Consider the following 21,521-nt stretch of genomic DNA (forward strand, 5'->3'; position numbering starts at 1 on the left):
GAAGATGAACGTAGCTCTGTCATATTCCAGCAGTTCCAGTGGCTTTCGAAATGCGCCCCGTGTTCGTGCCCTCACCCGGACTAGCGTCCCGAGGCCATGGGACACCTGGACCACGCCGCCTATGGCTGGCTTACCCCCGCGCTGTCATACGTGATGGCTTCGATCGGCGCCGCCCTCGGCCTGCGCTGCACCGTTCGCGCGCTCGCCGCGACGACCGGAGCCTCTCGCCGCAACTGGCTCCTCACAGCGGCCTCGGCCATCGGAACCGGGATCTGGACGATGCACTTCGTCGCGATGCTCGGCTTCCACGTCGCCGGTACCGAGGTCCGCTTCAACGTGCCACTGACCATTCTCAGTCTGCTCGTCGCGATGATCGTCGTCGGCGCCGGAGTCTTCGCCGTCGGCTACGGAAAGGACCGCGGCCGGGCCCTCGTCCTCGGCGGCCTCACCACCGGACTCGGCGTCGCGAGCATGCACTACCTCGGCATGGCGGCCCTGCGCCTGCACGGCTCGGTCTCCTACGAGCCGCTGACGGTCGGGCTCTCCGTCGCCATCGCGGTCGTCGCGGCCACGGCCGCCCTGTGGGCGGCCCTCAGCATCAAGTCCCCGATGGCCGTCGCCGTCGCCTCGCTCGTCATGGGCGGCGCCGTCACCAGCATGCATTACACCGGCATGTTCGCGGTCTCCGTCGCGGTCACCCCTTCGGACACGGCCCTGCCGGGCGTCACCGCCATGCAGTTCATCTTCCCGCTCGCCGTCGGCCTCGGCTCCTACCTCTTCATCACCTCGGCGTTCGTCGCCCTCTCGCCGACCGCCGACGAACGGGCGGCTTCCGCCGTGGCCTCCGCCGACCTGCGCCTGGGAGAGCAGGGCGCCACAGCCCCCGCGGGCTGAGCCGGAACCGCCCGGCCGCCACCCCCGCCGCCGCCCCCGCGACCGTCACTTACGTACGCACCGCCCGGAACGAGGAGCCCATGCGCAGACCCCGCAGTACCCCGGAAGCAGTGGCGTCGCGGCCGCCCGCGCCCGCCGGCGGCCGTGGCAAGGGGCCGGGCCGCCGGGCGCACGCCGGGCCGCCCGCCGAGGAGCCGGTGGCCCGCGAGACCTCCGGTGTGCTCGCGGCGATACCCGGCGGGGCCAGGGGCGGCGGCGCTCCGCGGCTGCGGCTGCGCCCCGCCACCGTCCGTGCGAAGATCGTTTCGCTGCTGATGGTGCCCGTGGTCTCCCTGCTCGCCCTCTGGGCCTTCGCGACCGTCGACGCGGCCCAGGACGTCGCCCGCCTCAGCCGCGCCCAGCGCGTCGACCGGGAACTGCGGGTACCGGTCGAGGCCGCCCTCACCGCATTGCAGGCCGAACGGCGCACGGCGGTACGCCTGCTCGCCGACCCCACCGCCGGCCAGGCGGCGGCCGCCCAGGCCCCGGGCCAGGCCGTCGCCCTGGACGAGCAGGCACGCCGCACCGACGGCGCCGTACGGGCGCTGCGGCTCGGCGACCACAACACCGTGGCCGACTCCGGCGCCTACCGCGCCGACATCGTCGTCCGGCTGCGCGCCTTCGTCGCCGCCGCCGAGGGGCTGGGTCCGGCACGCGAGGACGTGGCCGAGCACCGGGCGACCCAGGAAGCGGCCTACGAGACGTACACCCGGGTGATCGACGCGGCACTGGAGGTCGGCGGCGCCCTCTCCGGAGGCGGCCAGGAGGCCGAACTGGGCGTCGACGCCCGGGTCCTGCTGGAGTTCGCCCAAGCCGGGGAACAGCTGTCGCGGGAGGACGCCCTGCTGACGGCGCCGGGTGCGCACACCGCCGAAACGCTTCGTCGGCTGACCGGGGCGGTCGAGACCCGACGGACCCTGACCGCCTCGGCGGCCCGGGACCTGCCCGCCGCCCAGCAGGACGCCTGGCAGTCCGTGGCCAAGGGCGCCGCCTACGCCGACCTCACCGGAGCCGAGGACCGGGCGCTGGCCGCGGCCGTCGGGACCGCAGCGGGCGGGACCGCAACCGGCGGAGCCGGGGCCGGCGCTGCGGCCGGCCCGCCCGCCGGCTGGGAGGCGGCGTACGCCTCCGTCGCCACCTCGATGCGGGAGATCGCCGACGCCGCCCACGCGGAGTCCGCGGAGCGCGCCGACCCCTTCGGCGCGGGTGCGCTGAGTCCCGCCGGAGCCGCCGTCGTCCTGGGCCTGGCCGCCGTGGCCGCCTCGCTCGTCATCTCGGTCCGCATCGGCCGGTCCCTCGTCGTCGAGCTGGTCTCGCTGCGCAACACCGCACTGGAGATCGCGCACCGCAAACTCCCCCACGCCATGGACCGGTTGCGGGCCGGACAGGACATCGACGTGTCCGCCGAGACATCGCAGGGACCGGCCGCTGACGACGAGATCGCCCAGGTCGGCGACGCACTGGCCACGGTCCACCGGGCCGCCCTCAGCGCGGCCGTCGAACGCGCCGAACTGGCCAGCGGCGTGAGCGGGGTCTTCGTCAACCTCGCCCGGCGCAGCCAGGTCCTGGTGCACAAGCAGCTCACTCTGCTCGACTCGATGGAGCGGCGCGCCGACGACCCGAACGAGCTCGGCGACCTCTTCCGCCTCGACCACCTGACCACCCGGATGCGACGGCACGCGGAAAGCCTGATCATCCTGTCGGGCGCCGCCCCCGGGCGCGCCTGGCGGACGCCGATCCCGCTGACGAACGTCGTGCGGGCGGCCGTGTCCGAGATCGAGGACTACCCGCGTGTCGAGGTCCGCCAGCTCGCCGAGGCCGCCGTCGTCGGCGGAGCCGTCGCCGACCTCACCCACCTGCTCGCCGAACTCATCGAGAACGCCACACAGTTCTCCCCGCCCCACACCAAGGTCCGGGTCAGCGGAGAACCCGTCGGCGCGGGCTACGTCCTGGAGGTCGAGGACCGGGGGCTCGGCATGGGCCGCGAATCCCTCCAGGACGCCAACCGGCGCATCGAGCAGTCCGAGGCGCTCGACCTCTTCGACAGCGACCGGCTCGGGCTCTTCGTGGTCAGTCGCCTCTCGGCCCGCCACGGTGTGAAGGTGCACTTGCGCATGTCACCGTACGGCGGCACCACCGCGGTGGTGCTGCTCCCGAACTCCCTGCTCCAGGGCGCCCTCACTGCAGCCGCCCCGCAGCCCGAGGCGGAGCGCTCCGCGCTACCGGAGCCGGCGGCGGCCCCCGAACCGGCGGTCCGGGAGTCGTCCCCGGCCATCAGCGTCGTACGGGACCACGTGCTCGGGGTCCCGGTACCGGACCGCGGCCCCGCACGGGAGGAGCCCCGGCCCTCCCCGGTGGCACCGCTCCGCCCCCGCGGCTCCGCGGGCGCCGTCCCGCGTACCCCCGCCCCGGCGGTCACGGCGGCTCCGGCGGCCCCCTCGGGCCCGGCCGCCTCGGTCACGGCCCCCTCGGGCCCGGCCGCCTCGGTCACGGCCCCCTCGGGCCCGGCCGCCTCGGTCACGGAACTGCCGCGCCGGGTCCGGCAGGCAAGCCTCGTCCCCCAGCTGCGAGAGGCCCCCGCCCCCAAGGTCCCGACCGGTGTCCGGGGGGCGCACGAGCCGCCCGGCCGCAGCCCCGAGCAGGCGCGCGAGCGGATGGCAGCGTACCGGGCGGGCTGGATGCGGGGCACCCGGGCGGGCACCGGGCCGGGCTCCCCAGCGCCGGGCACGGGAGCACGTACCGAGGCGGGCATCGGCGAGGAATCCCCGCGCGCGGGCGGCGCGGGCACTGGCGAAGACGAAGGCGAAGGAGCACGGTGATGATCGAACATCAGAGGATCGACCTCGAGGGGGTCCGCAGGTCGGGCGAACTCGACTGGCTCCTGGACGACCTCGTGGTCCGGGTACGGGAGGTCCGGCACGCCGTGGTCCTGTCCAACGACGGGCTGGCGGTGGGCGCTTCCAGCGCGCTCAGCCGGGAGGACGCCGAGCACCTGGCGGCCGTGGCCTCCGGGTTCCACAGCCTGGCCAAGGGCGCTGGCCGGCACTTCCACGCCGGGGGCGTGCGCCAGACGATGGTGGAGATGGACGAGGGCTTCCTCTTCGTGGCAGCTGCCGGAGACGGCTCCTGCCTGGCCGTGCTCAGCGGGGCCGGCGCCGACATGGGGCTGATCGCCTACGAGATGGCCCGGCTGGTCAAGCGGGTCGGCGAACACCTCTACACCCCGGCCCGGTCCGCGGCGCACCCGCCGTCCGCCGGTTGAGGGCGGCGGCTTTGAGCACGAACGGCCGGTGGTACGACGCCGACGCGGGCCCGCTCGTCCGTCCGTACGCCATGACGGGTGGCCGGACGAAGCCGGGACCCCACGGGGTCCGGTTCGACCTGATCGCGCTGGTCGTCGTGGATCCGGCGGGAACGGACGAGGCGGCCGAGTCGCTGCTGGGACCGGAGCATCGGGCGCTGCTCGGCCTGTGCCGGGACGAAACCCAGTCGGTGGCCGAGCTCGCGGCGGACGCGGACCTGCCCGTGGGCGTGGTGCGCGTGCTGCTCGGGGACCTGCTGGAGGCCGGGCACGTCAAGGTCAGCCGGCCGGTGCCGCCCGCACAGCTGCCGGACGAGCGGATTCTGCGTGAAGTCATCGAGGGATTGCGAGCGCTGTGATGGGACTGCACGACAACGGGGCGGCGCCGGCCGCCGAGGGCGGAGAGGAACTGGCCGCGCTCGCGCTGAAGATACTCGTGGCGGGTGGCTTCGGCGTCGGGAAGACGACTCTGGTCGGGGCGGTCAGCGAGATCCGTCCCCTGCGGACGGAGGAGCTGCTCAGCGAGGCCGGGGAGCTGGTCGACGACACCGGTGGTGTCGACCAGAAGACGACGACCACCGTGGCCATGGACTTCGGGCGGATCACGATCAGGTCGGGTCTGTCGCTGTACCTGTTCGGGACCCCGGGGCAGGACCGGTTCTGGTTCCTGTGGGACGAGCTGTCGCAGGGGGCGCTGGGAGCGGTGGTCCTCGCCGACACGCGGCGGCTGGAGGACTGCTTCCCGGCGGTGGACTACTTCGAGCACCGCCGGATCCCGTTCGTGGTGGCCGTCAACTGCTTCGTGAACGCGCGGCGTTACTCGTCGAACGAGGTCGCGCGGGCGCTGGACCTGGATCAGGGGACGCCGGTGGTGCTGTGCGATGCGCGGGACAAGGACTCGGGGAAGGAAGTGCTGATCCGGCTGGTCGAGTACGCGGGACGGGTGCACACGGCACGGTTGCTGGAATCGGTGGCGCCGCGGGCCGACTCGGTGTGAACCGGCCCGCGGTGAAGGGGTGGTGGGGTGGTGCGCCGGTGCGGGGACGCGGTCAGTCGGCCACGCCGGCGGCAGAGATGACCTTGTCGACGGTGACGCGCACGAGGAGTTCGCCGGGGACGGCGTTGCGGCGGCCGAAGGCCCCGCCCTGGTCCGCGCCCATGTAGCGGGCGCCGATCCTGGTCGACCAGGGGAGCATCTCGTCCAGGTCCTCGCTGATCTCCGCCCGGCCCTGGAGAACGACGTAGGAGAAGGGCGGCCGGTCGTCGTCCACACAGAGCGCGACGCGGCCGTCGCGGGCCAGATTGCGCCCCTTGACGGTGTTCTTTCCGGTGTTGAACACGAAGGAATCACCGTCGAGAACGAACCAGATGGGAGCGATGTGAGGGCTTCCGTCCTCACGGACGGTGGACAGTTTCCCGGTGCGGGTGGAGCGGGAGACGAACTCCCGCCATTCCTCTTGAGTCATCTTCTTCACCATGGGTCCATCCTCCTTGCCGGAAAGCCGCTGGTGGGGAAGGCTTGCGGCACGACTATGCGGGGTGGGGCGCGGCCGGACCGGCCGCGTCGATGGGGAGGGACTGTAGATGGCACTGGACAAGCAGCTCGACTGGCTGCTGGACGATTTGACGCGACGGGTGCAGCAGGTGCGGCACGCGGTGGTGCTCTCCAACGACGGCCTGGTGACAGGGGCGAGCGCGGGACTGGCACGGGAGGACGCGGAGCACCTGGCGGCCGTAGCGGCGGGGCTGCAGAGCCTCGCAAAGGGGTCGGGGCGGCACTTCCGGGCGGGTGAGGTCCGCCAGACGATGGTCGAGTACGACGAAGGGGTCCTCTTCGTCATGGCGGCGGGGGCAGGCAGCTGCCTGTGCGTACTGAGCGCCGCCGAGGCCGATATCGGGCACGTGGCCTACGAGATGACACTGCTGGTGAACCGGGTGGGGGAACACCTGGGCGTCGCGGAACGGCGGATCACCGGCGGCTGAGGCGGGTGGGCGGGCGGCTTCGCGTCCGGTCCGCTCGGCGTTGTCCACAGCCCCTGCGGGCTGTCGTCGCTCTGAGTTACGGTCTTCACACAGGGTAATCACTCGGGTGGGGGAGAGCGTGATGACGCAGACGGCACAGGCGCCGCAGACGACGGGGACGGCGCAGACGCAGGGAGCGCTACGGAATGCACGGGCCTCGGGGACGCCGCGGGCGGCTGGGGCGGAGACCGCCGTGGCGGCGTGCGAAGAGGCCGCCGGGCTGATGGGCGGCGGGCGGGCCGCCGGGGAACTGGGGCTGAGCCGCAGCGAGTTCGCCCGCGCCGTCCAGCTGGGCATCGTGCGGACCGGGCCCCAAGGGGTCGCCGGGACCGCCGCGCGGTACACCCGGACCGAGCTGGACCGGGTCCGGTCGGCCGAGGGATCCGCGGAGGCGCTGCGCGAGCGCGTGGAGACGGTCGCGGGAGCGGCGGCCGCGGCCGCCGTCCTGGGGGTCGGCCCGAGCCGGTTCACCCGGCTCGCACGCTGCGGACACCTCGTTCCGGTGGGATACCGGATCAACCGCTACCGGGTGGTGGTGTGGCTCTATCTGGCCACAGAGCTACGGGACTTCGCGGCCCGCGAGCCCGGAATGCTGCGCGGGAGCGCGCCGCCCGAGGACCGGGAGCTGGTGGCGGCCAGGGCCGACCTGCGCCCCCGGAAGTGGCGGGAGCGGCACGTCGGGCTCCTGCTGAGACGGACCGGGGACCCGTGGGAGCGGGCTGCCGTACTGGCCTCGATACTGCCCGAAGCGGACGTGCGCGAGACCGTGCCCGACGCGGCGGAGCGCATCGTGCTCGGGGCGCTCGCCCCGCCCCCGCCCTACGGGCACCCGCAGGTTCCGGCGGCCGCCGAGGTGGCGGCCCGGCTGCTGCGGGCCGGACCACCGGACGAGATCGGCTGGTACCGCACCAGCCTGGAGTTCGCCCTGACCGGAGCTCGGGGTCAGTCGAAGTCGACGGGGGAGAGGGGGCCGACGTAGACCCAGGCCCCGTTCTCCCGGGCGAAGGAACTGTGCTCGTGCAGTGAGCCGGTGCGTCGGCCCTCGCGGTAGTGCGCCCGGAACTCCACCGAGCCCTCCGTCTCGAACATCCCACCGCGCTCGGTCGCCAGAATCTCCAGCCGTTCCCAGCGCTGGCCGGGATCCAGGTCGAGCACGCCCGGCCGGGTCGAGCCGTGCCAGGAGCGCAGGAGGTAGGCGGTGTCGCCGACGGCGAAGGCGCTGAAGCGGGAGCGCATCAGCGACTCGGCCGTGGGGGCCTGCCGTCCGCCGGAGTGGAAGCGGCCGCAGCACTCCGGGTAGGCGGCGGGCAGCCCGCAGGGGCAGGGGAGGGTTGGGGTGGGCATGGGCACACGCTCAGTTCTTCGAGGACGGGAGGGACTACTGGGGTGACACGGCCGGCTTGGAGGCCTTGGCGCCGTAGGGGCGGAAGAGCCCCTCCTGGACCACCGACACCAGCAGCTTGCCCTCGATGTCATAGATGCGGCCGCGGGCCAGGCCCCGGCCGCCGTGCGCGATGGGCGACTCCTGGTCGTACAGGAACCACTCGTCCGCCCGGAACGGCCGGTGGAACCACATGGCGTGGTCCAGGGAGGCCATGTCGAAACCGCGCATCCCCCACAGGGGTTCCACGGGGATGCGCACGGCGTCGAGGAGGGTCATGTCACTGGCGTAGGTGAGCGCGCAGGTGTGCACGAGCGGATCGTCGCCCAGCGGGCCGACGGCGCGCATCCACACAGCGCTGCGCGGATCGGCGTCCTTGAGCTCCTCGGGGGTCCAGCGGAGCCGGTCCACGTACCGGATGTCGAAGGGCTGACGGCGGGCCATCCGCTCCAGCGCCTCCGGCAGGGTGCCCAGGTGCTCGCGGATCTCGTCCACGACCTTCGGGAGTGTTTCCGGGTGCGGGAAGTCGAGGCGGGGCGGCAGCTGGTGCTCGATGCCGCCCTCCTCCGGGTGATGGAAGGAGGCGGTCAGATTGAAGATGGTCTTGCCCTGCTGGACCGCGGTGACCCGGCGGGTGGTGAAGGAACGCCCGTCGCGCACCCGCTCCACCTGGTACACGATCGGCACTCCGGGGATGCCGGGGCGCAGGAAGTACGAGTGGAGGGAGTGGACCGGCCGGTCGCTCTCCGTGGTGCGGCCGGCCGCCACCAGCGCCTGGCCGGCGACCTGGCCGCCGAAGACGCGCTGGAGGGACTCCTGGGGGCTGGCGCCCCGGAAGATGTTGACCTCGATCTGCTCCAGGTCGAGCAGATCGACCAGTCTCTCGGCGGGGTTCGTCATCAGAGGATCTCCACTGTCGGGCCCGGCGGCCGTGGCGGCGCCGGTCGGTTGCGGGGCGGGGGGCCACCCGGACGGAGCCGGGTGGAGGTCACAGCCGGCCGAGCTCGCCGACCGGGGTGGGAGGTCAGAGCTGGCCGAGCTCGCCGACCGAGGTGACGCGCAGGACCGCCCGGCCCTCCTCGTCGGAAGCCGCGAGGTCCACTTCGGCGCTGATGCCCCAGCCATGGTCCCCGTTGGGGTCGGCGAAGGTCTGCCGGACGCGCCACAGTCCGTGCGCCGGGTCCTCCTCGATCTGGAGCAGCTTGGGGCCGCGCGCGTCGGGGCCCGTGCCCAGGTCGTCGTACTCGTCCCAGTACCCGTCCATGGCCTCGCCCCAGGCGTCGGCGTCCCAGCCGGAGTCGCCGTCCAGCTCGCCCAGCACGTTGACGTGGTCCAGGGCCGCCAGCTCCACCCGGCGGAACATGGCATTGCGGACCAGGACGCGGAAGGCACGGGCGTTCGCGGTGACCGGCTTGACCTGGTCGGCCTTCTCCTGGGCCTGCTCCGCCGTCTCCACCTCCGGGTTCGCCAGCTGCTCCCACTCGTCGAGCAGACTGGAGTCGACCTGGCGGACCAGCTCGCCGAGCCACTCGATCAGGTCCTGGAGGTCCTCGGACTTGAGGTCGTCGGGGATGGTGTGGTCCAGCGCCTTGAAGGCGCCCGCCAGATAGCGCAGCACGATGCCCTCGGTGCGCGCCAGTTCGTAGTACGAGGTGAACTCGGTGAAGGTCATCGCGCGTTCGTACATGTCGCGGATGATCGACTTCGGGGAGACCGGGTGGTCGCGGACCCACGGGTGGCTCTTGCTGTACACGTCGTAGGCGTGCAGGAGCAGCTCTTCCAGGGGCTTGGGATAGGTGATCTCCTGGAGCCGCTCCATCCGCTCCTCGTACTCGATCCCGTCGGCCTTCATCGCGCCCACGGCCATGCCGCGTTCCTTGTTCTGCTGGGCGGCGAGGATCTGGCGCGGGTCGTCCAGCGTGGACTCCACCACCGAGACCATGTCCAGCGCGTAGGAGGGGGACTCCGGGTCCAGCAGGTCGAAGGAGGCCAGCGCGAAGGTGGACAGCGGCTGGTTCAGCGCGAAGTCCTGCTGGAGGTCGACGGTCAGCCGGATCGTGCGGCCTTCGGCGTCCGGGGTGTCGAGCTTCTCGACGACACCGCCGTCCAGCAGGGAGCGGTAGATCGCGATGGCGCGGCGGATGTGGCGCAGCTGGGCCTTGCGCGGCTCGTGGTTGTCCTCCAGCAGGTGGCGCATGGCCTTGAAGGCGTCCCCGGGCCGGGCGATGACCGACAGGAGCATGATGTTGGTGACCTTGAAGCGCGAGATCAGCGCCTCCGGGTCGGCGGCGATGAGCTTCTCGAAGGTGATGTCCGACCAGGCCACGAAGCCCTCGGGGGCCTTCTTGCGGACCACCTTGCGGCGCTTCTTCGGGTCGTCGCCCGCCTTGGAGAGGGCCTTCTCGTTCTCGATGACGTGCTCGGGCGCCTGGGCCACCACATAGCCCGCCGTGTCGAAGCCCGCCCGGCCGGCGCGGCCGGCGATCTGGTGGAACTCGCGGGCGCGCAGCGTGCGGACCCGGGTGCCGTCGTACTTGGTCAGCGCGGTGAACAGCACCGTGCGGATCGGGACGTTGACTCCGACGCCGAGGGTGTCGGTGCCGCAGATGACCTTCAGCAAACCGGCCTGGGCCAGCTTCTCCACCAGGCGGCGGTACTTGGGCAGCATGCCCGCGTGGTGCACGCCGATGCCGTGACGGACGTAGCGGGAGAGGTTCTGGCCGAACTTTGTGGTGAAGCGGAAGTTGCCGATCAGCTCGGCGATCTTGTCCTTCTCCTCGCGGGTGCACATGTTGATGCTCATCAGCGACTGCGCCCGCTCGACCGCCTGGGCCTGGGTGAAGTGCACGATGTAGACCGGCGCCTGCCGGGTCTCCAGCAGCTCGGTGATGGTGTCGGTGATCGGCGTCGTGACGTACTCGTAGGACAGCGGGACGGGCCGGTTCGCGGAGCGGACCATCGAGGTGGGCCGGCCGGTGCGCCGGGTCAGATCCCCCTCGAACCGCTTCATGTCGCCGAGCGTCGCGGACATCAGCACGAACTGCGCCTGCGGCAGTTCCAGGATCGGGATCTGCCAGGCCCAGCCGCGGTCGGGCTCCGCGTAGAAGTGGAACTCGTCCATCACGACCTGGCCGATGTCGGCGTACTTGCCGTCGCGCAGGGCGATCGAGGCCAGCACCTCGGCGGTACAGCAGATCACCGGCGCGTCCGAGTTCACCGAGGCGTCGCCGGTCAGCATGCCGACGTTCTCGGTGCCGAAGAGCTTGCACAGGTCGAAGAACTTCTCCGAGACCAGCGCCTTGATCGGTGCGGTGTAGAAGGTGACCTTGTCCTGGGCCAGGGCCGTGAAGTGCGCGCCCGCCGCCACCAGGCTCTTGCCGGAGCCGGTCGGGGTGGACAGGATCACGTTCGCGCCCGAGACGACCTCGATCAGCGCTTCCTCCTGAGCCGGGTACAGGGTGATGCCCTGGTTCTCCGCCCACGAGGAGAAGGCCTCGAAGAGGGCGTCGGGGTCGGCGTTCGGCGGGAGCTGATCAATGAGGGTCACACCCCCCATCTTGCCTGGCTTCCCGCCGGATCAGGGAACCGGCGGACGGAAGGAAGATCATCGACGGTACGCTGTGCCGTCGATGCGGCCCGAACGACACCGTCGACAGGGCCCGACCAGCAAATCACCGGGGCGGGGAACGACCATGATGGGTCCGGCGCACTCACTGTCCGGGGCAGCGGCCTGGCTGGGGGTGGGTGCCGCGGCAGCCGCCGCAGGACACCCGATGCCCTGGCCCGTCCTCGTCGTCGGCGCCCTCATCTGCGCCGGAGCCGCCCTCGCCCCCGACCTGGACCACAAGTCGGCGACGATCTCCCGCGCCTTCGGTCCGCTCTCCCGGGGCCTGTGCGAGGTGGTCGACAAGATCTCCTACGGGGTCTACAAAGCCACCCGCGCCCCGCGAGACGCCCGCCGCACCGGAGGCCACCGCACGCTGACCCACACCTGGGTCTGGGCCGTGCTGATCGGCGCCGGCTCCTCCGCGCTCGCCGTCACGGCGGACCGGTGGGGCGTGCTCGCCCTCCTCTTCGTCCACCTGGTCCTCGCCGTCGAAGGCTTGCTGTGGCGGGCCGCCCGGATGTCCAGCGACGTCCTGGTCTGGCTGCTCGGGGCGACGAGCGCCTGGATCCTGGCGGGCGTGCTGGACCAGCCCGGCAACGGCTCCGGCTGGCTCTTCACCGACCCCGGCCAGGAATACCTGTGGCTGGGCCTGCCGATCGTGCTCGGCGCCCTGGTCCACGACATCGGCGACGCGCTGACCGTCTCCGGCTGCCCGATCCTGTGGCCCCTGCCCATCGCGGGCAAGCGCTGGTACCCGATCGGGCCGCCGAAGATGATGCGCTTCCGTGCCGGCAGCTGGGTGGAGCTCAAGGTCCTCATGCCCGTGTTCATGCTGCTCGGCGGCGTCGGCGGAGCCTCGGCCCTCGGCCTCTTCTGAGAGACCGGCCCGGTCCGTCCCCGTGCCGCCGCCGCGCGGGGCGGCGGCACGGGACCCGTCAGCCGTGCCAGGAACGCCACAGGGCCGCGTACGCCCCGTCGGCCGCGACCAGCGCGTCGTGCGAGCCCAGCTCGCTGATCCGGCCGGCCTCGACCACCGCGATCACGTCGGCGTCGTGCGCGGTGTGCAGCCGGTGGGCGATCGCGATCACCGTCCGGCCGTCCAGCACCCGGGCCAGCGAGCGCTCCAAGTGCCGTGCCGCGCGCGGGTCCAGCAGCGAGGTGGCCTCGTCCAGCACCAGCGTGTGCGGATCGGCCAGCACCAGCCGGGCCAGCGCGATCTGCTGCGCTTGCGCCGGGGTCAGTGCGGCGGCCCCCGAGCCGACCTCGGTGTCCAGACCGGCGTCCAGGGCCCGCGCCCAGTCCTCCGCGTCGACGGCGCCGAGCGCCGCCCACAGCTCGGCGTCGCCGGCCTCCGTGCGCGCCAGGCGCAGGTTGTCGCGCAGGGAGCCCACGAACACGTGGTGCTCCTGGTTGACCAGGGCCACGTGTTCGCGCACCCGTTCCGCCGGCATCCGCGACAGCCGCGCCCCGCCGAGGGTGATCTCGCCGGTCCGGGGGGCGTAGATGCCCGCCAGGAGCCGGCCCAGCGTGGACTTGCCGGCGCCCGAGGGCCCGACCAGGGCCATCCGGGTGCCCGGTGGTACCGACATCGACACCTGGTGCAGTACGTCGACGCCCTCGCGGTACCCGAAGTGCACCTGGTCCGCCCGGACGTCCCTGCCGTCCGGGGTGACGGTCGCGTCCCCCGCGTTCGGCTCGATCTCCCGCACGCCCACCAGCCGGGCCAGCGACACCTGCGCGATCTGCAGTTCGTCGTACCAGCGCAGGATCAGGCCGATCGGGTCGACCATCATCTGGGCGAGCAGGGCGCCCGTGGTCAGCTGCCCCACCGACATCCAGCCTTGGATCACGCAGTACCCGCCGATCATCAGCACCGAGCCGAGGATCGTCATGTAGGTGACGTTGACGACGGGGAAGAGCACCGTCCGCAGGAACAGCGTGTACCGCTCCCACGCCGTCCACTCCTTGATCCGCCGCTCCGAGAGCGCGATCCGGCGCCCGCCGAGGCGGTGCGCCTCGATGGTGCGGCCCGCGTCCACCGTCTCGGTGAGCGCGGCCGCGACCGCCGCGTACCCGGCCGCCTCGGAACGGTAGGCCCGGGGCGCCCTCTTGAAGTACCAGCGGCAGCCGATCAGCAGCACCGGAAGAGCCACCAGCGCCGCCAGCGCCAGCGGCGGCGCGGTCACGGCGAGCGCCCCGTAGAGCAGTGTCGCCCACACCACGCCGATGGCCAGCTGGGGCACGGCCTCGCGCATCGCGTTGGCCAGCCGGTCGATGTCCGTGGTGATCCGCGACAGCAGGTCACCGGTGCCCGCGCGCTCCAGCACGCCCGGCGGCAGGCCCACCGACCGCACGAGGAAGTCCTCGCGCAGATCGGCGAGCATCTCCTCACCGAGCATTGCCCCGCGCAGCCGTACCAGCCGCACGAACAGGGTCTGGACGCCGAGCGCCAAGGCGAACAGCAGTCCCACCCGCCCCAGATGGAGCTCGCGTGCCCCTTCGGAGAGTTGGTCCACGACCTCGCCGAGCAGGTACGGGCCGACCATGGAAGCGATCACCGCGACCGTGTTGACCCCCACCAGCACCAGGAAGGCCTGCCGGTGGCGGCGGAACAGACCGCGCACGTAGCCCCGTACCGTCGCGGAGCTGCCCACGGGCAGGGTCGCGGCCGTTTCGGGGGCGGCCGGATCGTAATGCGGCGGCGCCACGCCGATCATGCGGATTCCTCGATCTCTGTCAGTACGGACTCGGTCGGTAGGGATGCCAGCCGCGGGAGCCGCTGTTCTTCCTCGGTCTCGCGGGTGACGACCGCCCGGTAGCGCGGATCGTCATGCAGCAGCTCGCGGTGCGTACCGCTGGCCGCCGCCTTGCCCTCGTGGATCAGGACCACCCGGTCGGCGCGGTCCAGCAGCAGCGGCGAGGAAGCCAGTACCACTGTCGTGCGCCCGGCGCGGAGGGCGCAGATGCCCTCCGCGATCCGGGCCTCCGTGTGCGAGTCGACCGCCGAGGTCGGCTCGTCCAGCACCAGTACCTCCGGATCGGTCACCAGGGACCGCGCCAGCGCCAGCCGCTGGCGCTGCCCGCCGGACAGCGAGCGGCCGCGCTCGGTGATCCGGGCGTCCATCGGGTCGCCCACCCCCTCCGGCGCGGACTGCAGCAGTGCGTCCAATACGTCCGCGCACTGGGCCGCCGCGAGCGCCGCCGACGCTTCGACCGCCCCGGACGCCGGTACGTCGAACAGCTCACGCAGGGTTCCGGACAACAGGACCGGATCCTTGTCCTGTACGAGGACCAGCGTGCGCGCGGTGTCCAGCGCGAGGTCGTCCAGCGCGACCCCGCCCAGCAGGACGGAGGCCGGGGCGTCGTCGCCGCCGGAGTCGATGGGATGGCCGCCGAGGCGTTCCGCGAGACGGCCCGCCAGGTCGGGGTCGCCGCACACCACGGCGGTGAACCGGCCCGCCGGGACGAGCAGACCGGTCCGCGGGTCGTACAGGTCGGCGCCCGGGGCGGGAGCCTCGGCCACGGCGGCCCGTTCCCTGCCCTTCGCGTCGCCCGTGTCTTCCGCGCCCTTCGAGGCGTCCGCGTCCGTCCGCGTCAGCGCCAGCACCCGCGCCGCCCGCTTGGCGGAGGGGCGCGAGAAGGAGTACGCCATCGCGATCTCCTCGAAGTGCCGCAGGGGGTAGAGCATGGTCGCCACCGCGCTGAAGGCGGCGACGAGTTCGCCGACGTCCAGCCGGCCGTCCAGGACGAGCGCGGCCCCGTACCAGACCACCGTGATCAGCAGCACGCCCGGCAGCAGCACCTGGATCGCGGAGATCAGTGCCCACATGCGGGCACTGCGCACGGCGGCTTCGCGGACCTCCTGCGAGGCCACCCGGTAGCGGCCGAGGAACAGTTCCTCGCCACCGATGCCGCGCAGGACCCGCAGGCCCGCCACGGTGTCCGCGGCCAGTTCGGTGGCCTTGCCCGCCTTCTCCCGCTGGACGTCGGCGCGCTGGGTGGCGCGCGGCAGCAGCGGCAGGACGGCCAGCGCGAGCACCGGCATGCCGATGGCCACGACCACACCGATCGTGGGCGCGTAGAACAGCAGGACGACACAGCCGATGACCAGGGTCAGAGCGGCGGCCAGGAAGCGGGAGACCGCCTCGACGAACCAGCCGATCTTCTCCACGTCCCCCGTGGACACGGCCACCACCTCGCCCGCCGCGACCCGCCGGGTCAGGGCGGAACCCAGCTCGGCAGTCCTGCGGGCGAGCAGCTGTTGGACCCGCGCGGCGGCGGTGATCCAGTTGGTGACGGCGGTGCGGTGCAGCATCGCGTCGCCGACCGAGACCGCGACGCCGAGCAGCGCGAGCAGGCCGCCGACCCACAGCAGCCGGTCGCCGTCGCGGTTCACGGCCGCTTCCACGCCCATGCCCACGGCGTACGGGATTCCGGCCACGCCGCCGAAGTGGAGCAGCCCCCAGGCGAGGCTTTTGGCCTGTCCGCCGATTTGGCCCCGCCCCAGCCACCAGAGGAAGCGGGGACCGGAGCGAGCGTCCGGTACCCCCGGGTCCGGATACGGAAGATCGCTGATCTGCATGACGCCCCATGACTGGTCGAGTGGTCCAAACCGTGCAAGGTTCGCGTTCCGGACCGGTCCGGGGCAATCGATTTTCCGTTGCGCACGGCCCGTCTCGGCCGGGCTTGTGGGCTCAGGGCCGGGTGGCGCGCTCCAGTTCCAGCAGCGCCGAGTAGTAGCTGCGGCCCGTGGCCCGGTCCATGCCCACCTCGCACATCCGGTTCGCCGACAGGTGCGCGTAGAACTCCCGCGCCGTCACTTCGGCGGCCTCCCGCGCCGTCGCCGACTCCGTCAGCTCCGGATGCAGCATGCCGCGGTCACCCGCGAAGGCGCAGCACTCCGCGTCGTACGGGACCACCACCTCGTCGGCGCAGGCCTCGGCCACGGCCCGCAGGTGTGCCTCGTCGTCCAGGTGCCGCATCGAGCAGGTGGGATGGAGCACCGCCGAGCCGACGGTACGCAGGACCTTCAGATGGGGCAGCAGCTCCTCGGCGGCCCAGACGATGGAGTCGACGATCCGCAGCTCGGCGTGCAGGGTCCGGTTGTCGTCCGTCAGGTACGGGACCACCTCGTGCGCGATGCCCAGGGTGCAGGAGGACGCGTCGACCACCAGGGGCAGCCGGCCGCCGGCCGTCCAGCCCCAGGCGGCCTCGACGATCCGGTTGGCCATCACGCGGTTTCCGGCGTCGTACCCCTTGGAGTGCCAGATCGTCGCGCAGCAGGTGCCCCTGACGTCCCCGGGGATCCACACCGGCTTTCCGGCCCGCTGCGACACCGCCACCACGGCCTGCGGAAGGGAGGGGCCGGGCCGGCCGTCGGGACCGCCGAAGATCCGGTTGACGCAGGCCGGGTAGTACACCGCGGCGGCGCCCCCGCGCGAGGTGGAAGGGAGCTTGCGGGCCGCGGCGCCGGGGATCTGAGGCAGCCACTCCGGGACCAGGTCCGGTCGGATGGCCTTGCGCGCGACACCTGTCACGGCCCGCAGGATCCTGTCGCCGACGGCGTCGGTGACCTTGTCGGCGGCGGCCACGGCGAGCCGCGCGGCCACTTCGACCGCGCCGAACCGCCGGGCGGCGAGCTCGGCCGCGCGCTCCTCGCGCGGGCTGTGCCGGCGGTGGCGGAAGTCCCTCATCAGGGCGCCGGTGTCGATCCCGACGGGGCAGGCGAGTTTGCAGGTGGAGTCCCCGGCGCAGGTGTCCACGGCGTCGTACCCGTACGCGTCGAGCAGTCCCTCGAGCACGGGGGAGCCGGGCTGCTGGCGCATCATCTCGCGGCGCAGCACGATCCGCTGGCGCGGGGTGGTCGTCAGGTCCTCGCTGGGGCAGGTCGGTTCGCAGAACCCGCATTCGATACAGGGGTCCGCCACGGCCTCCACCTGCGGGATCGTCTTCAGGCCGCGCAGGTGGGCCTTCGGGTCGCGGTCGAGGAGGATCCGGGGGGGCGAGCACCAGGTCGGGGTCGAGGATCCGCTTGGTGCGCCACATCATCTCGGTGGCCCGGGGGCCCCACTCCAGTTCCAGGAAGGGGGCCATGTTGCGGCCGGTCGAGTGCTCGGCCTTCAGGGAGCCGTCGAAGCGCTCCACGGTGAGCCGGCAGAAGGCATCCATGAACGCGGCGTACCGCTCCACGTCAGCGGGCCGGGCGGCGTCGAAGGCGAGCAGGAAGTGCAGGTTGCCGTGGGCGGCGTGGCCGGCGACGGCGGCGTCGAAGCCGTGCTCCGCCTGGAGTTCGAGGAGGGCCTCGCAGGCTTCGGCGAGCCGCGACGGGGGGACCGCGAAGTCCTCGGTGATCAGAGTGGTGCCGGAGGCGCGGGCGCCGCCGACGGCGGTGACGAAGGCCTTGCGGGCCTTCCAGTAGCCGGAGATGGTCTTCGCGTCGCGGGTGAAGGAGTTGGTCACCGAGGCCACCGGCGCCACCAGGTCCAGCCCGGCCACCACCTCGGCGGCGCGTCGCTCGTACTCCGCGCGGCCGGCCTCGTCGGGGGCCCGGAACTCCACCAGCAGCGCGGTGGTGTCCTTGGGCAGCCCGGCCCAGTCGGCGGGGACGCCTGCGACGCTCACCGAGGCGCGCAGGGTGTTGCCGTCCATCAGCTCGACGGCCAGCGCCCCCGCCTCGTTGAAGAGCGGTACGGCGGCGGCCGCGGCGGGCAGCGAGGGGAAGAAGAGCAGGGCGCTGGTGAGCTCGCGGTCCAGCGGCAGGGTGTCGAAGACGACCTCCGCGATGAACCCGAGGGTGCCCTCGGAGCCGACCATCAGCCCGCGCAGGATTTCCACCGGGGTGGCGCCGTCGAGATAGGCGTCGAGGCGGTAGCCGGTGGTGTTCTTGATCTCGTACTTGGCCCGGATGCGGGTGACGAGCTCCGCATCGGCCTCGATCTCCTTCTTGATCTCCATCAGGCCGTGGCACAGGGCGGGCTCGGCCCGCTCCAGCTCCTCGTCGGCGCGCGGGTCGGCGGTGTCCACGACGGTGCCGCTCGGCAGGACGAACGTGAGCGAGGACAGGGTGCGGTACGAGTTCCTCGTGGTGCCCGCGGTCATGCCGGAGGCGTTGTTCGCGACGACCCCGCCGAGGGTGCAGGCGATGGCGCTGGCCGGGTCCGGGCCGAGGACTCGGCCGTGCCGGGCGAGCGCGGCATTGGCGCGCACGACGGTGGTGCCGGGCTGGATCCGGGCGCGCAGGCCCTCCTCCAGCACCTCGACCCCGGACCAGTGGCGGCGGACGTCGACGAGGATGTCCTCGCCCTGGGCCTGGCCGTTCAGCGAGGTTCCGGCGGCCCGGAAGACCACCTCGCGCTGTTTGCCGTGGGCGTAGGACAGGACGGCGGAGACGTCGTCGATGTCCTCGGCGATCACGACGACCTGCGGCAGGAACCGGTAGGGGGAGGCGTCGGAGGCGTAGCGGACCAGGTCCGAGATGCCCGAGAGCACCTTGTCGGCGCCCAGCAGCTCGGTCAGCTCTCCGCACAGCGGCTCGGGGGTTCCCGTCGCCCTGCGGTCGGGCACCCGGTCGGGGGCGGGGCCGCTGATGGTGCGCGGGCGCAGGGCCCCCGGCTTCGGTTCCAGCAGTGGCATCTGAAGCCCCTCAACTCGCGCCGTGTCAGTCGTTCTCACTCGTTCGGCGCAGCCCCGGCCCTGTCTCGGCCGGGCCGTCGCCCGTCAGCAGCCGTGCTCCGCCGGAGCATCCGCCAGAGCGTTCAGCAGACCGCCGAGCACCTCGCGCTGATCGGCGGTCAATGGAGCCAGGATCTCCTCTGCGGCGCCGGTTCGCGCGTTGCGCAGGCGGCGCAGCGTGGCGCGGCCGGTGTCGGTGAGCTCGATCCTTATGACACGGCGGTTCGCCGGGTCGGGCACGCGGCGGACGCAGTCGGCGCTCTCCAGGCCGTCGACCAGCGTGGTCACGGCGCGGGGCACTACCTCCAGACGGGCGGCGAGGTCCGCCATCCGGGGCGGCCGCGCCGTGGAGAGGTGGGCGACGGTACGCAGCAGCCGGGACTGCGCCGGGGTGATGCCCAGCGGCTCCAGGTGGCGTTTTTGGATGCGGTGGAGCCGCCGGGTCAGGCGGAGCAGCTGCTCGGCGAGAACGCTGTCGGTGGTGTCGGTGCCGTCAGTGCCGTCGGAGGCGACGGTCTCGGAAGCGGTGCTCATGCTGCGGTCCTCATAATGGGAACGATATCAGGACCAGATTCATTGTGAGTATAGGTAACAATGAGCTATGCTCATTCGAGTCTCGTCGTCTGTCACGAAGGAGGCCCATGCGCCCCAAAGAACCCGAGTGGGAACCCTCGAAGGAATCCCTCGACCCCAGTGGCCCAGCCCCGGAGGAGCGGCCGCGCGAGCTGCGCCGCATCGTCGGCCTCTTCCGGCCCTACCGGGGCCGTCTCGCCGTCGTCGGCGTGCTGGTCGCCGCCTCCTCGCTGGTCGGAGTCGCCACGCCCTTCCTGCTCAAGGAGGTCCTCGACGTAGCGATCCCGCAGGGGCGTACCGGGCTGCTCAGCCTGCTCGCCCTCGGCATGATCGCGACCGCGGTGGTCACCAGCATCTTCGGCGTGCTCCAGACCCTGATATCCACCACCGTCGGCCAGCGCGTCATGCACGATCTGCGCACCGCCGTCTACGCACAGCTCCAGCGGATGCCGCTGGCCTTCTTCACCCGTACGCGGACCGGCGAGGTGCAGTCCCGCATAGCCAACGACATCGGCGGCATGCAGGCCACGGTCACCTCCACGGCGACCTCCCTCGTCTCGAACGCCACGGCCGTCATCGCCTCCGTCGTCGCGATGCTCGCGCTCGACTGGCGGCTCACGCTCGTCTCGCTGCTCCTGCTGCCCGTCTTCGTGTGGATCAGCCGCCGCGTCGGCGGCGAGCGCAAGAAGATCACCGCGCAGCGGCAGAAGCAGATGGCCGCGATGGCCGCGACGGTGACCGAGTCCCTGTCGGTCAGCGGCATCCTCCTCGGCCGCACCATGGGCCGCGCCGATTCGCTCACCAGCTCCTTCTCCGAGGAGTCCGAGAAGCTCGTCGACCTCGAAGTGCGCTCCAGCATGGCCGGGCGCTGGCGGATGTCCACCATCGGCATCGTCATGGCCGCCATGCCCGCGCTCATCTACTGGGCGGCCGGCATAGCCCTGCAGAGTGGATCTCCCTCGCTCTCGGTCGGCACCCTCGTCGCCTTCGTCACCCTCCAGCAGGGCCTGTTCCGGCCCGCCGTGAGCCTGCTGTCGACCGGCGTCCAGATACAGACCTCCCTCGCGCTCTTCGCCCGCATCTTCGAGTACCTCGACCTGCCGGTGGACATCACCGAGCGCGAGGACCCCGTCCGCCTTGACCGGGCGAAGGGTGAGGTCCGGCTGGAGGACGTCCACTTCGCCTACGACACCAAGAGCGGCCCCACCCTGACGGGCATCGACCTCACGGTCCCGGCCGGCGGCTCTCTCGCCGTGGTCGGCCCGACGGGATCCGGCAAGAGCACGCTGAGCTACCTCGTACCCCGGCTCTACGACGTCACCAGCGGCCGGGTCGTCCTCGACGGCGTGGACGTGCGCGACCTCGACTTCGACTCCCTGGCCCGCTCCATCGGCGTGGTCTCCCAGGAGACCTATCTCTTCCACGCCTCCGTCGCCGAAAACCTGCGCTTCGCAAAGCCGGACGCCACCGACGAGGAGATAGCGCAGGCGGCCCGCGCGGCCCAGATCCACGAGCACATCGAGTCCCTGCCCGACGGGTACGACACCCTGGTCGGCGAGCGCGGCTACCGGTTCTCCGGCGGCGAGAAGCAGCGCCTGGCCATTGCGCGCACCATCCTGCGCGACCCGCCAGTGCTGATCCTCGACGAGGCCACCAGTGCTCTGGACACCCGCACGGAGCACGCCGTGCAGCGCGCCATCGACAATCTCTCCCAGGGCCGCACCACCATCACCATCGCCCACCGGCTCTCCACCGTCCGCGACGCCGACCAGATCGTGGTGCTCGACGGAGGCCGCATCGCGGAGCGCGGAACCCACGAGGAACTGCTCCACGCCGACGGCCGGTACGCGGCCCTCGTCCGGCGCGACCAGGAAACCTCGCTCAAGCCGGAGAAGCCGGCACCCAAGGAGCTCCTGTCCGGGGCGCTCGGTTCCGAGATGCGCAAGGCGGATCTGGTCAAGCCCGGGACGTTCAAGCCGAACACGCTGCGTGGTACCGAGCCGACCCCGGTGAATGTGTGATCGTATGACCGG

Annotated in this window: 16 protein-coding genes and 1 pseudogene; 9 read left to right on the plus strand and 8 right to left on the minus strand. The window is 72.2% G+C overall.

Going from position 1 to position 21,521, the window contains the following annotated elements; genetic code table 11:
• The first annotated feature begins 96 nt into the window (after nucleotides 1–96).
• The 5 genes from OTB20_RS09110 (at nucleotide 97) to OTB20_RS09130 (ending at nucleotide 5,231) form a co-directional block, all read left to right on the plus strand.
• Nucleotides 97–894 carry an MHYT domain-containing protein gene (locus OTB20_RS09110; protein ID WP_267816229.1) on the plus strand — a complete coding sequence of 266 codons (798 nt, stop codon included), beginning with the start codon at nucleotides 97–99 and terminating at the stop codon, nucleotides 892–894.
• Between the two features lie 80 nt (nucleotides 895–974).
• Nucleotides 975–3,752, plus strand: a complete 2,778-nt coding sequence (locus OTB20_RS09115; RefSeq protein WP_267816231.1) for a nitrate- and nitrite sensing domain-containing protein — start codon at nucleotides 975–977, stop codon at nucleotides 3,750–3,752.
• A complete protein-coding gene (locus OTB20_RS09120) occupies nucleotides 3,752–4,195 on the plus strand; it encodes a roadblock/LC7 domain-containing protein (RefSeq protein WP_267816233.1) in 444 nt (147 codons plus the stop codon). The genes OTB20_RS09115 and OTB20_RS09120 overlap by 1 nt, the downstream gene beginning before the upstream one ends.
• Nucleotides 4,196–4,206: 11 nt before the next feature.
• Nucleotides 4,207–4,593: a DUF742 domain-containing protein gene (locus OTB20_RS09125; protein ID WP_267757296.1), complete on the plus strand. Its 387-nt coding sequence runs from the start codon at nucleotides 4,207–4,209 to the stop codon at nucleotides 4,591–4,593.
• Entirely contained in the window at nucleotides 4,593–5,231 is a 639-nt protein-coding gene (locus OTB20_RS09130; RefSeq protein ID WP_267816234.1) for a GTP-binding protein, read from the plus strand. The genes OTB20_RS09125 and OTB20_RS09130 overlap by 1 nt, the downstream gene beginning before the upstream one ends.
• A gap of 52 nt (nucleotides 5,232–5,283) precedes the next feature.
• Here OTB20_RS09130 and OTB20_RS09135 read toward each other — a convergent pair whose 3' ends face one another.
• Nucleotides 5,284–5,712: a PPOX class F420-dependent oxidoreductase gene (locus tag OTB20_RS09135; protein WP_267816235.1), complete on the minus strand. Its 429-nt coding sequence runs from the start codon at nucleotides 5,710–5,712 to the stop codon at nucleotides 5,284–5,286.
• A 106-nt stretch (nucleotides 5,713–5,818) separates the two neighbouring features.
• Between OTB20_RS09135 and OTB20_RS09140 the strand changes: the two genes are divergently transcribed.
• On the plus strand, nucleotides 5,819–6,217 hold the full coding sequence (locus tag OTB20_RS09140; protein WP_112449847.1) for a roadblock/LC7 domain-containing protein: 399 nt from the start codon (nucleotides 5,819–5,821) through the stop codon (nucleotides 6,215–6,217).
• Nucleotides 6,218–6,338: 121 nt separating this feature from the next.
• The gene (locus OTB20_RS09145; RefSeq protein WP_267816237.1) at nucleotides 6,339–7,235 is read left to right on the plus strand and encodes a DUF6397 family protein; all 897 of its coding nucleotides are present in this window, start codon (nucleotides 6,339–6,341) and stop codon (nucleotides 7,233–7,235) included.
• Here the strand turns inward: OTB20_RS09145 and OTB20_RS09150 are convergent.
• The 3 genes from OTB20_RS09150 to OTB20_RS09160 form a co-directional block, all read right to left on the minus strand.
• Nucleotides 7,199–7,600 (minus strand): YchJ family protein, encoded by a 402-nt coding sequence (locus tag OTB20_RS09150; protein ID WP_267816239.1) that lies wholly within the window; start codon nucleotides 7,598–7,600, stop codon nucleotides 7,199–7,201. The two genes, OTB20_RS09145 and OTB20_RS09150, sit on opposite strands and share 37 nt — an antisense overlap.
• Before the next feature lie 34 nt (nucleotides 7,601–7,634).
• Nucleotides 7,635–8,537 carry an acyl-CoA thioesterase gene (locus OTB20_RS09155; protein WP_267816241.1) on the minus strand — a complete coding sequence of 301 codons (903 nt, stop codon included), beginning with the start codon at nucleotides 8,535–8,537 and terminating at the stop codon, nucleotides 7,635–7,637.
• A 124-nt stretch (nucleotides 8,538–8,661) separates the two neighbouring features.
• A complete protein-coding gene (locus OTB20_RS09160) occupies nucleotides 8,662–11,184 on the minus strand; it encodes a DEAD/DEAH box helicase (RefSeq protein ID WP_267757290.1) in 2,523 nt (840 codons plus the stop codon).
• A 145-nt stretch (nucleotides 11,185–11,329) separates the two neighbouring features.
• On the opposite strand from OTB20_RS09160, the gene OTB20_RS09165 reads away from it, so the two are divergent.
• Nucleotides 11,330–12,121, plus strand: coding sequence for a metal-dependent hydrolase (locus OTB20_RS09165; RefSeq protein ID WP_267757289.1), 792 nt, complete (start codon nucleotides 11,330–11,332; stop codon nucleotides 12,119–12,121).
• A 58-nt stretch (nucleotides 12,122–12,179) separates the two neighbouring features.
• Here the strand turns inward: OTB20_RS09165 and OTB20_RS09170 are convergent, their stop codons facing one another.
• The 4 genes and pseudogenes from OTB20_RS09170 to OTB20_RS09185 all read right to left on the minus strand — a co-directional run bounded on the left by OTB20_RS09170 (nucleotide 12,180) and on the right by OTB20_RS09185 (nucleotide 19,449).
• Nucleotides 12,180–13,961: an ABC transporter ATP-binding protein gene (locus tag OTB20_RS09170; RefSeq protein ID WP_267816243.1), complete on the minus strand. Its 1,782-nt coding sequence runs from the start codon at nucleotides 13,959–13,961 to the stop codon at nucleotides 12,180–12,182.
• A complete protein-coding gene (locus OTB20_RS09175; protein ID WP_267816245.1) occupies nucleotides 13,958–15,826 on the minus strand; it encodes an ABC transporter transmembrane domain-containing protein in 1,869 nt (622 codons plus the stop codon). The genes OTB20_RS09170 and OTB20_RS09175 overlap by 4 nt, the downstream gene beginning before the upstream one ends.
• 112 nt (nucleotides 15,827–15,938) lie before the next feature.
• Nucleotides 15,939–18,876: pseudogene (locus OTB20_RS09180) on the minus strand (FAD-binding and (Fe-S)-binding domain-containing protein).
• 84 nt (nucleotides 18,877–18,960) lie between these two features.
• Nucleotides 18,961–19,449 carry a MarR family winged helix-turn-helix transcriptional regulator gene (locus tag OTB20_RS09185; RefSeq protein WP_267816247.1) on the minus strand — a complete coding sequence of 163 codons (489 nt, stop codon included), beginning with the start codon at nucleotides 19,447–19,449 and terminating at the stop codon, nucleotides 18,961–18,963.
• Nucleotides 19,450–19,556: 107 nt separating this feature from the next.
• On the opposite strand from OTB20_RS09185, the gene OTB20_RS09190 reads away from it, so the two are divergent.
• Nucleotides 19,557–21,509: an ABC transporter ATP-binding protein gene (locus OTB20_RS09190; protein ID WP_267816249.1), complete on the plus strand. Its 1,953-nt coding sequence runs from the start codon at nucleotides 19,557–19,559 to the stop codon at nucleotides 21,507–21,509.
• Nucleotides 21,510–21,521: the final 12 nt, after the last annotated feature.

This window comes from Streptomyces sp. H27-H1 (assembly GCF_026627445.1).
Taxonomy (GTDB): Bacteria; Actinomycetota; Actinomycetes; order Streptomycetales; family Streptomycetaceae; genus Streptomyces.

Excerpts from the sequence above, each read along its gene's own strand:
- OTB20_RS09110 (WP_267816229.1), top strand. The coding sequence starts at position 97 with ATGGGACACCTGGACCACGCCGCCTATGGCTGGCTTACCCCCGCGCTG.
- OTB20_RS09115 (WP_267816231.1), top strand. The coding sequence starts at position 975 with ATGCGCAGACCCCGCAGTACCCCGGAAGCAGTGGCGTCGCGGCCGCCC.
- OTB20_RS09120 (WP_267816233.1), top strand. The coding sequence starts at position 3,752 with ATGATCGAACATCAGAGGATCGACCTCGAGGGGGTCCGCAGGTCGGGC.
- OTB20_RS09130 (WP_267816234.1), top strand. The coding sequence starts at position 4,593 with ATGGGACTGCACGACAACGGGGCGGCGCCGGCCGCCGAGGGCGGAGAG.
- OTB20_RS09135 (WP_267816235.1), bottom strand. The coding sequence starts at position 5,712 with ATGGTGAAGAAGATGACTCAAGAGGAATGGCGGGAGTTCGTCTCCCGC.
- OTB20_RS09140 (WP_112449847.1), top strand. The coding sequence starts at position 5,819 with ATGGCACTGGACAAGCAGCTCGACTGGCTGCTGGACGATTTGACGCGA.
- OTB20_RS09145 (WP_267816237.1), top strand. The coding sequence starts at position 6,339 with ATGACGCAGACGGCACAGGCGCCGCAGACGACGGGGACGGCGCAGACG.
- OTB20_RS09150 (WP_267816239.1), bottom strand. The coding sequence starts at position 7,600 with ATGCCCACCCCAACCCTCCCCTGCCCCTGCGGGCTGCCCGCCGCCTAC.
- OTB20_RS09155 (WP_267816241.1), bottom strand. The coding sequence starts at position 8,537 with ATGACGAACCCCGCCGAGAGACTGGTCGATCTGCTCGACCTGGAGCAG.
- OTB20_RS09165 (WP_267757289.1), top strand. The coding sequence starts at position 11,330 with ATGATGGGTCCGGCGCACTCACTGTCCGGGGCAGCGGCCTGGCTGGGG.
- OTB20_RS09170 (WP_267816243.1), bottom strand. The coding sequence starts at position 13,961 with ATGATCGGCGTGGCGCCGCCGCATTACGATCCGGCCGCCCCCGAAACG.
- OTB20_RS09175 (WP_267816245.1), bottom strand. The coding sequence starts at position 15,826 with ATGCAGATCAGCGATCTTCCGTATCCGGACCCGGGGGTACCGGACGCT.
- OTB20_RS09185 (WP_267816247.1), bottom strand. The coding sequence starts at position 19,449 with ATGAGCACCGCTTCCGAGACCGTCGCCTCCGACGGCACTGACGGCACC.
- OTB20_RS09190 (WP_267816249.1), top strand. The coding sequence starts at position 19,557 with ATGCGCCCCAAAGAACCCGAGTGGGAACCCTCGAAGGAATCCCTCGAC.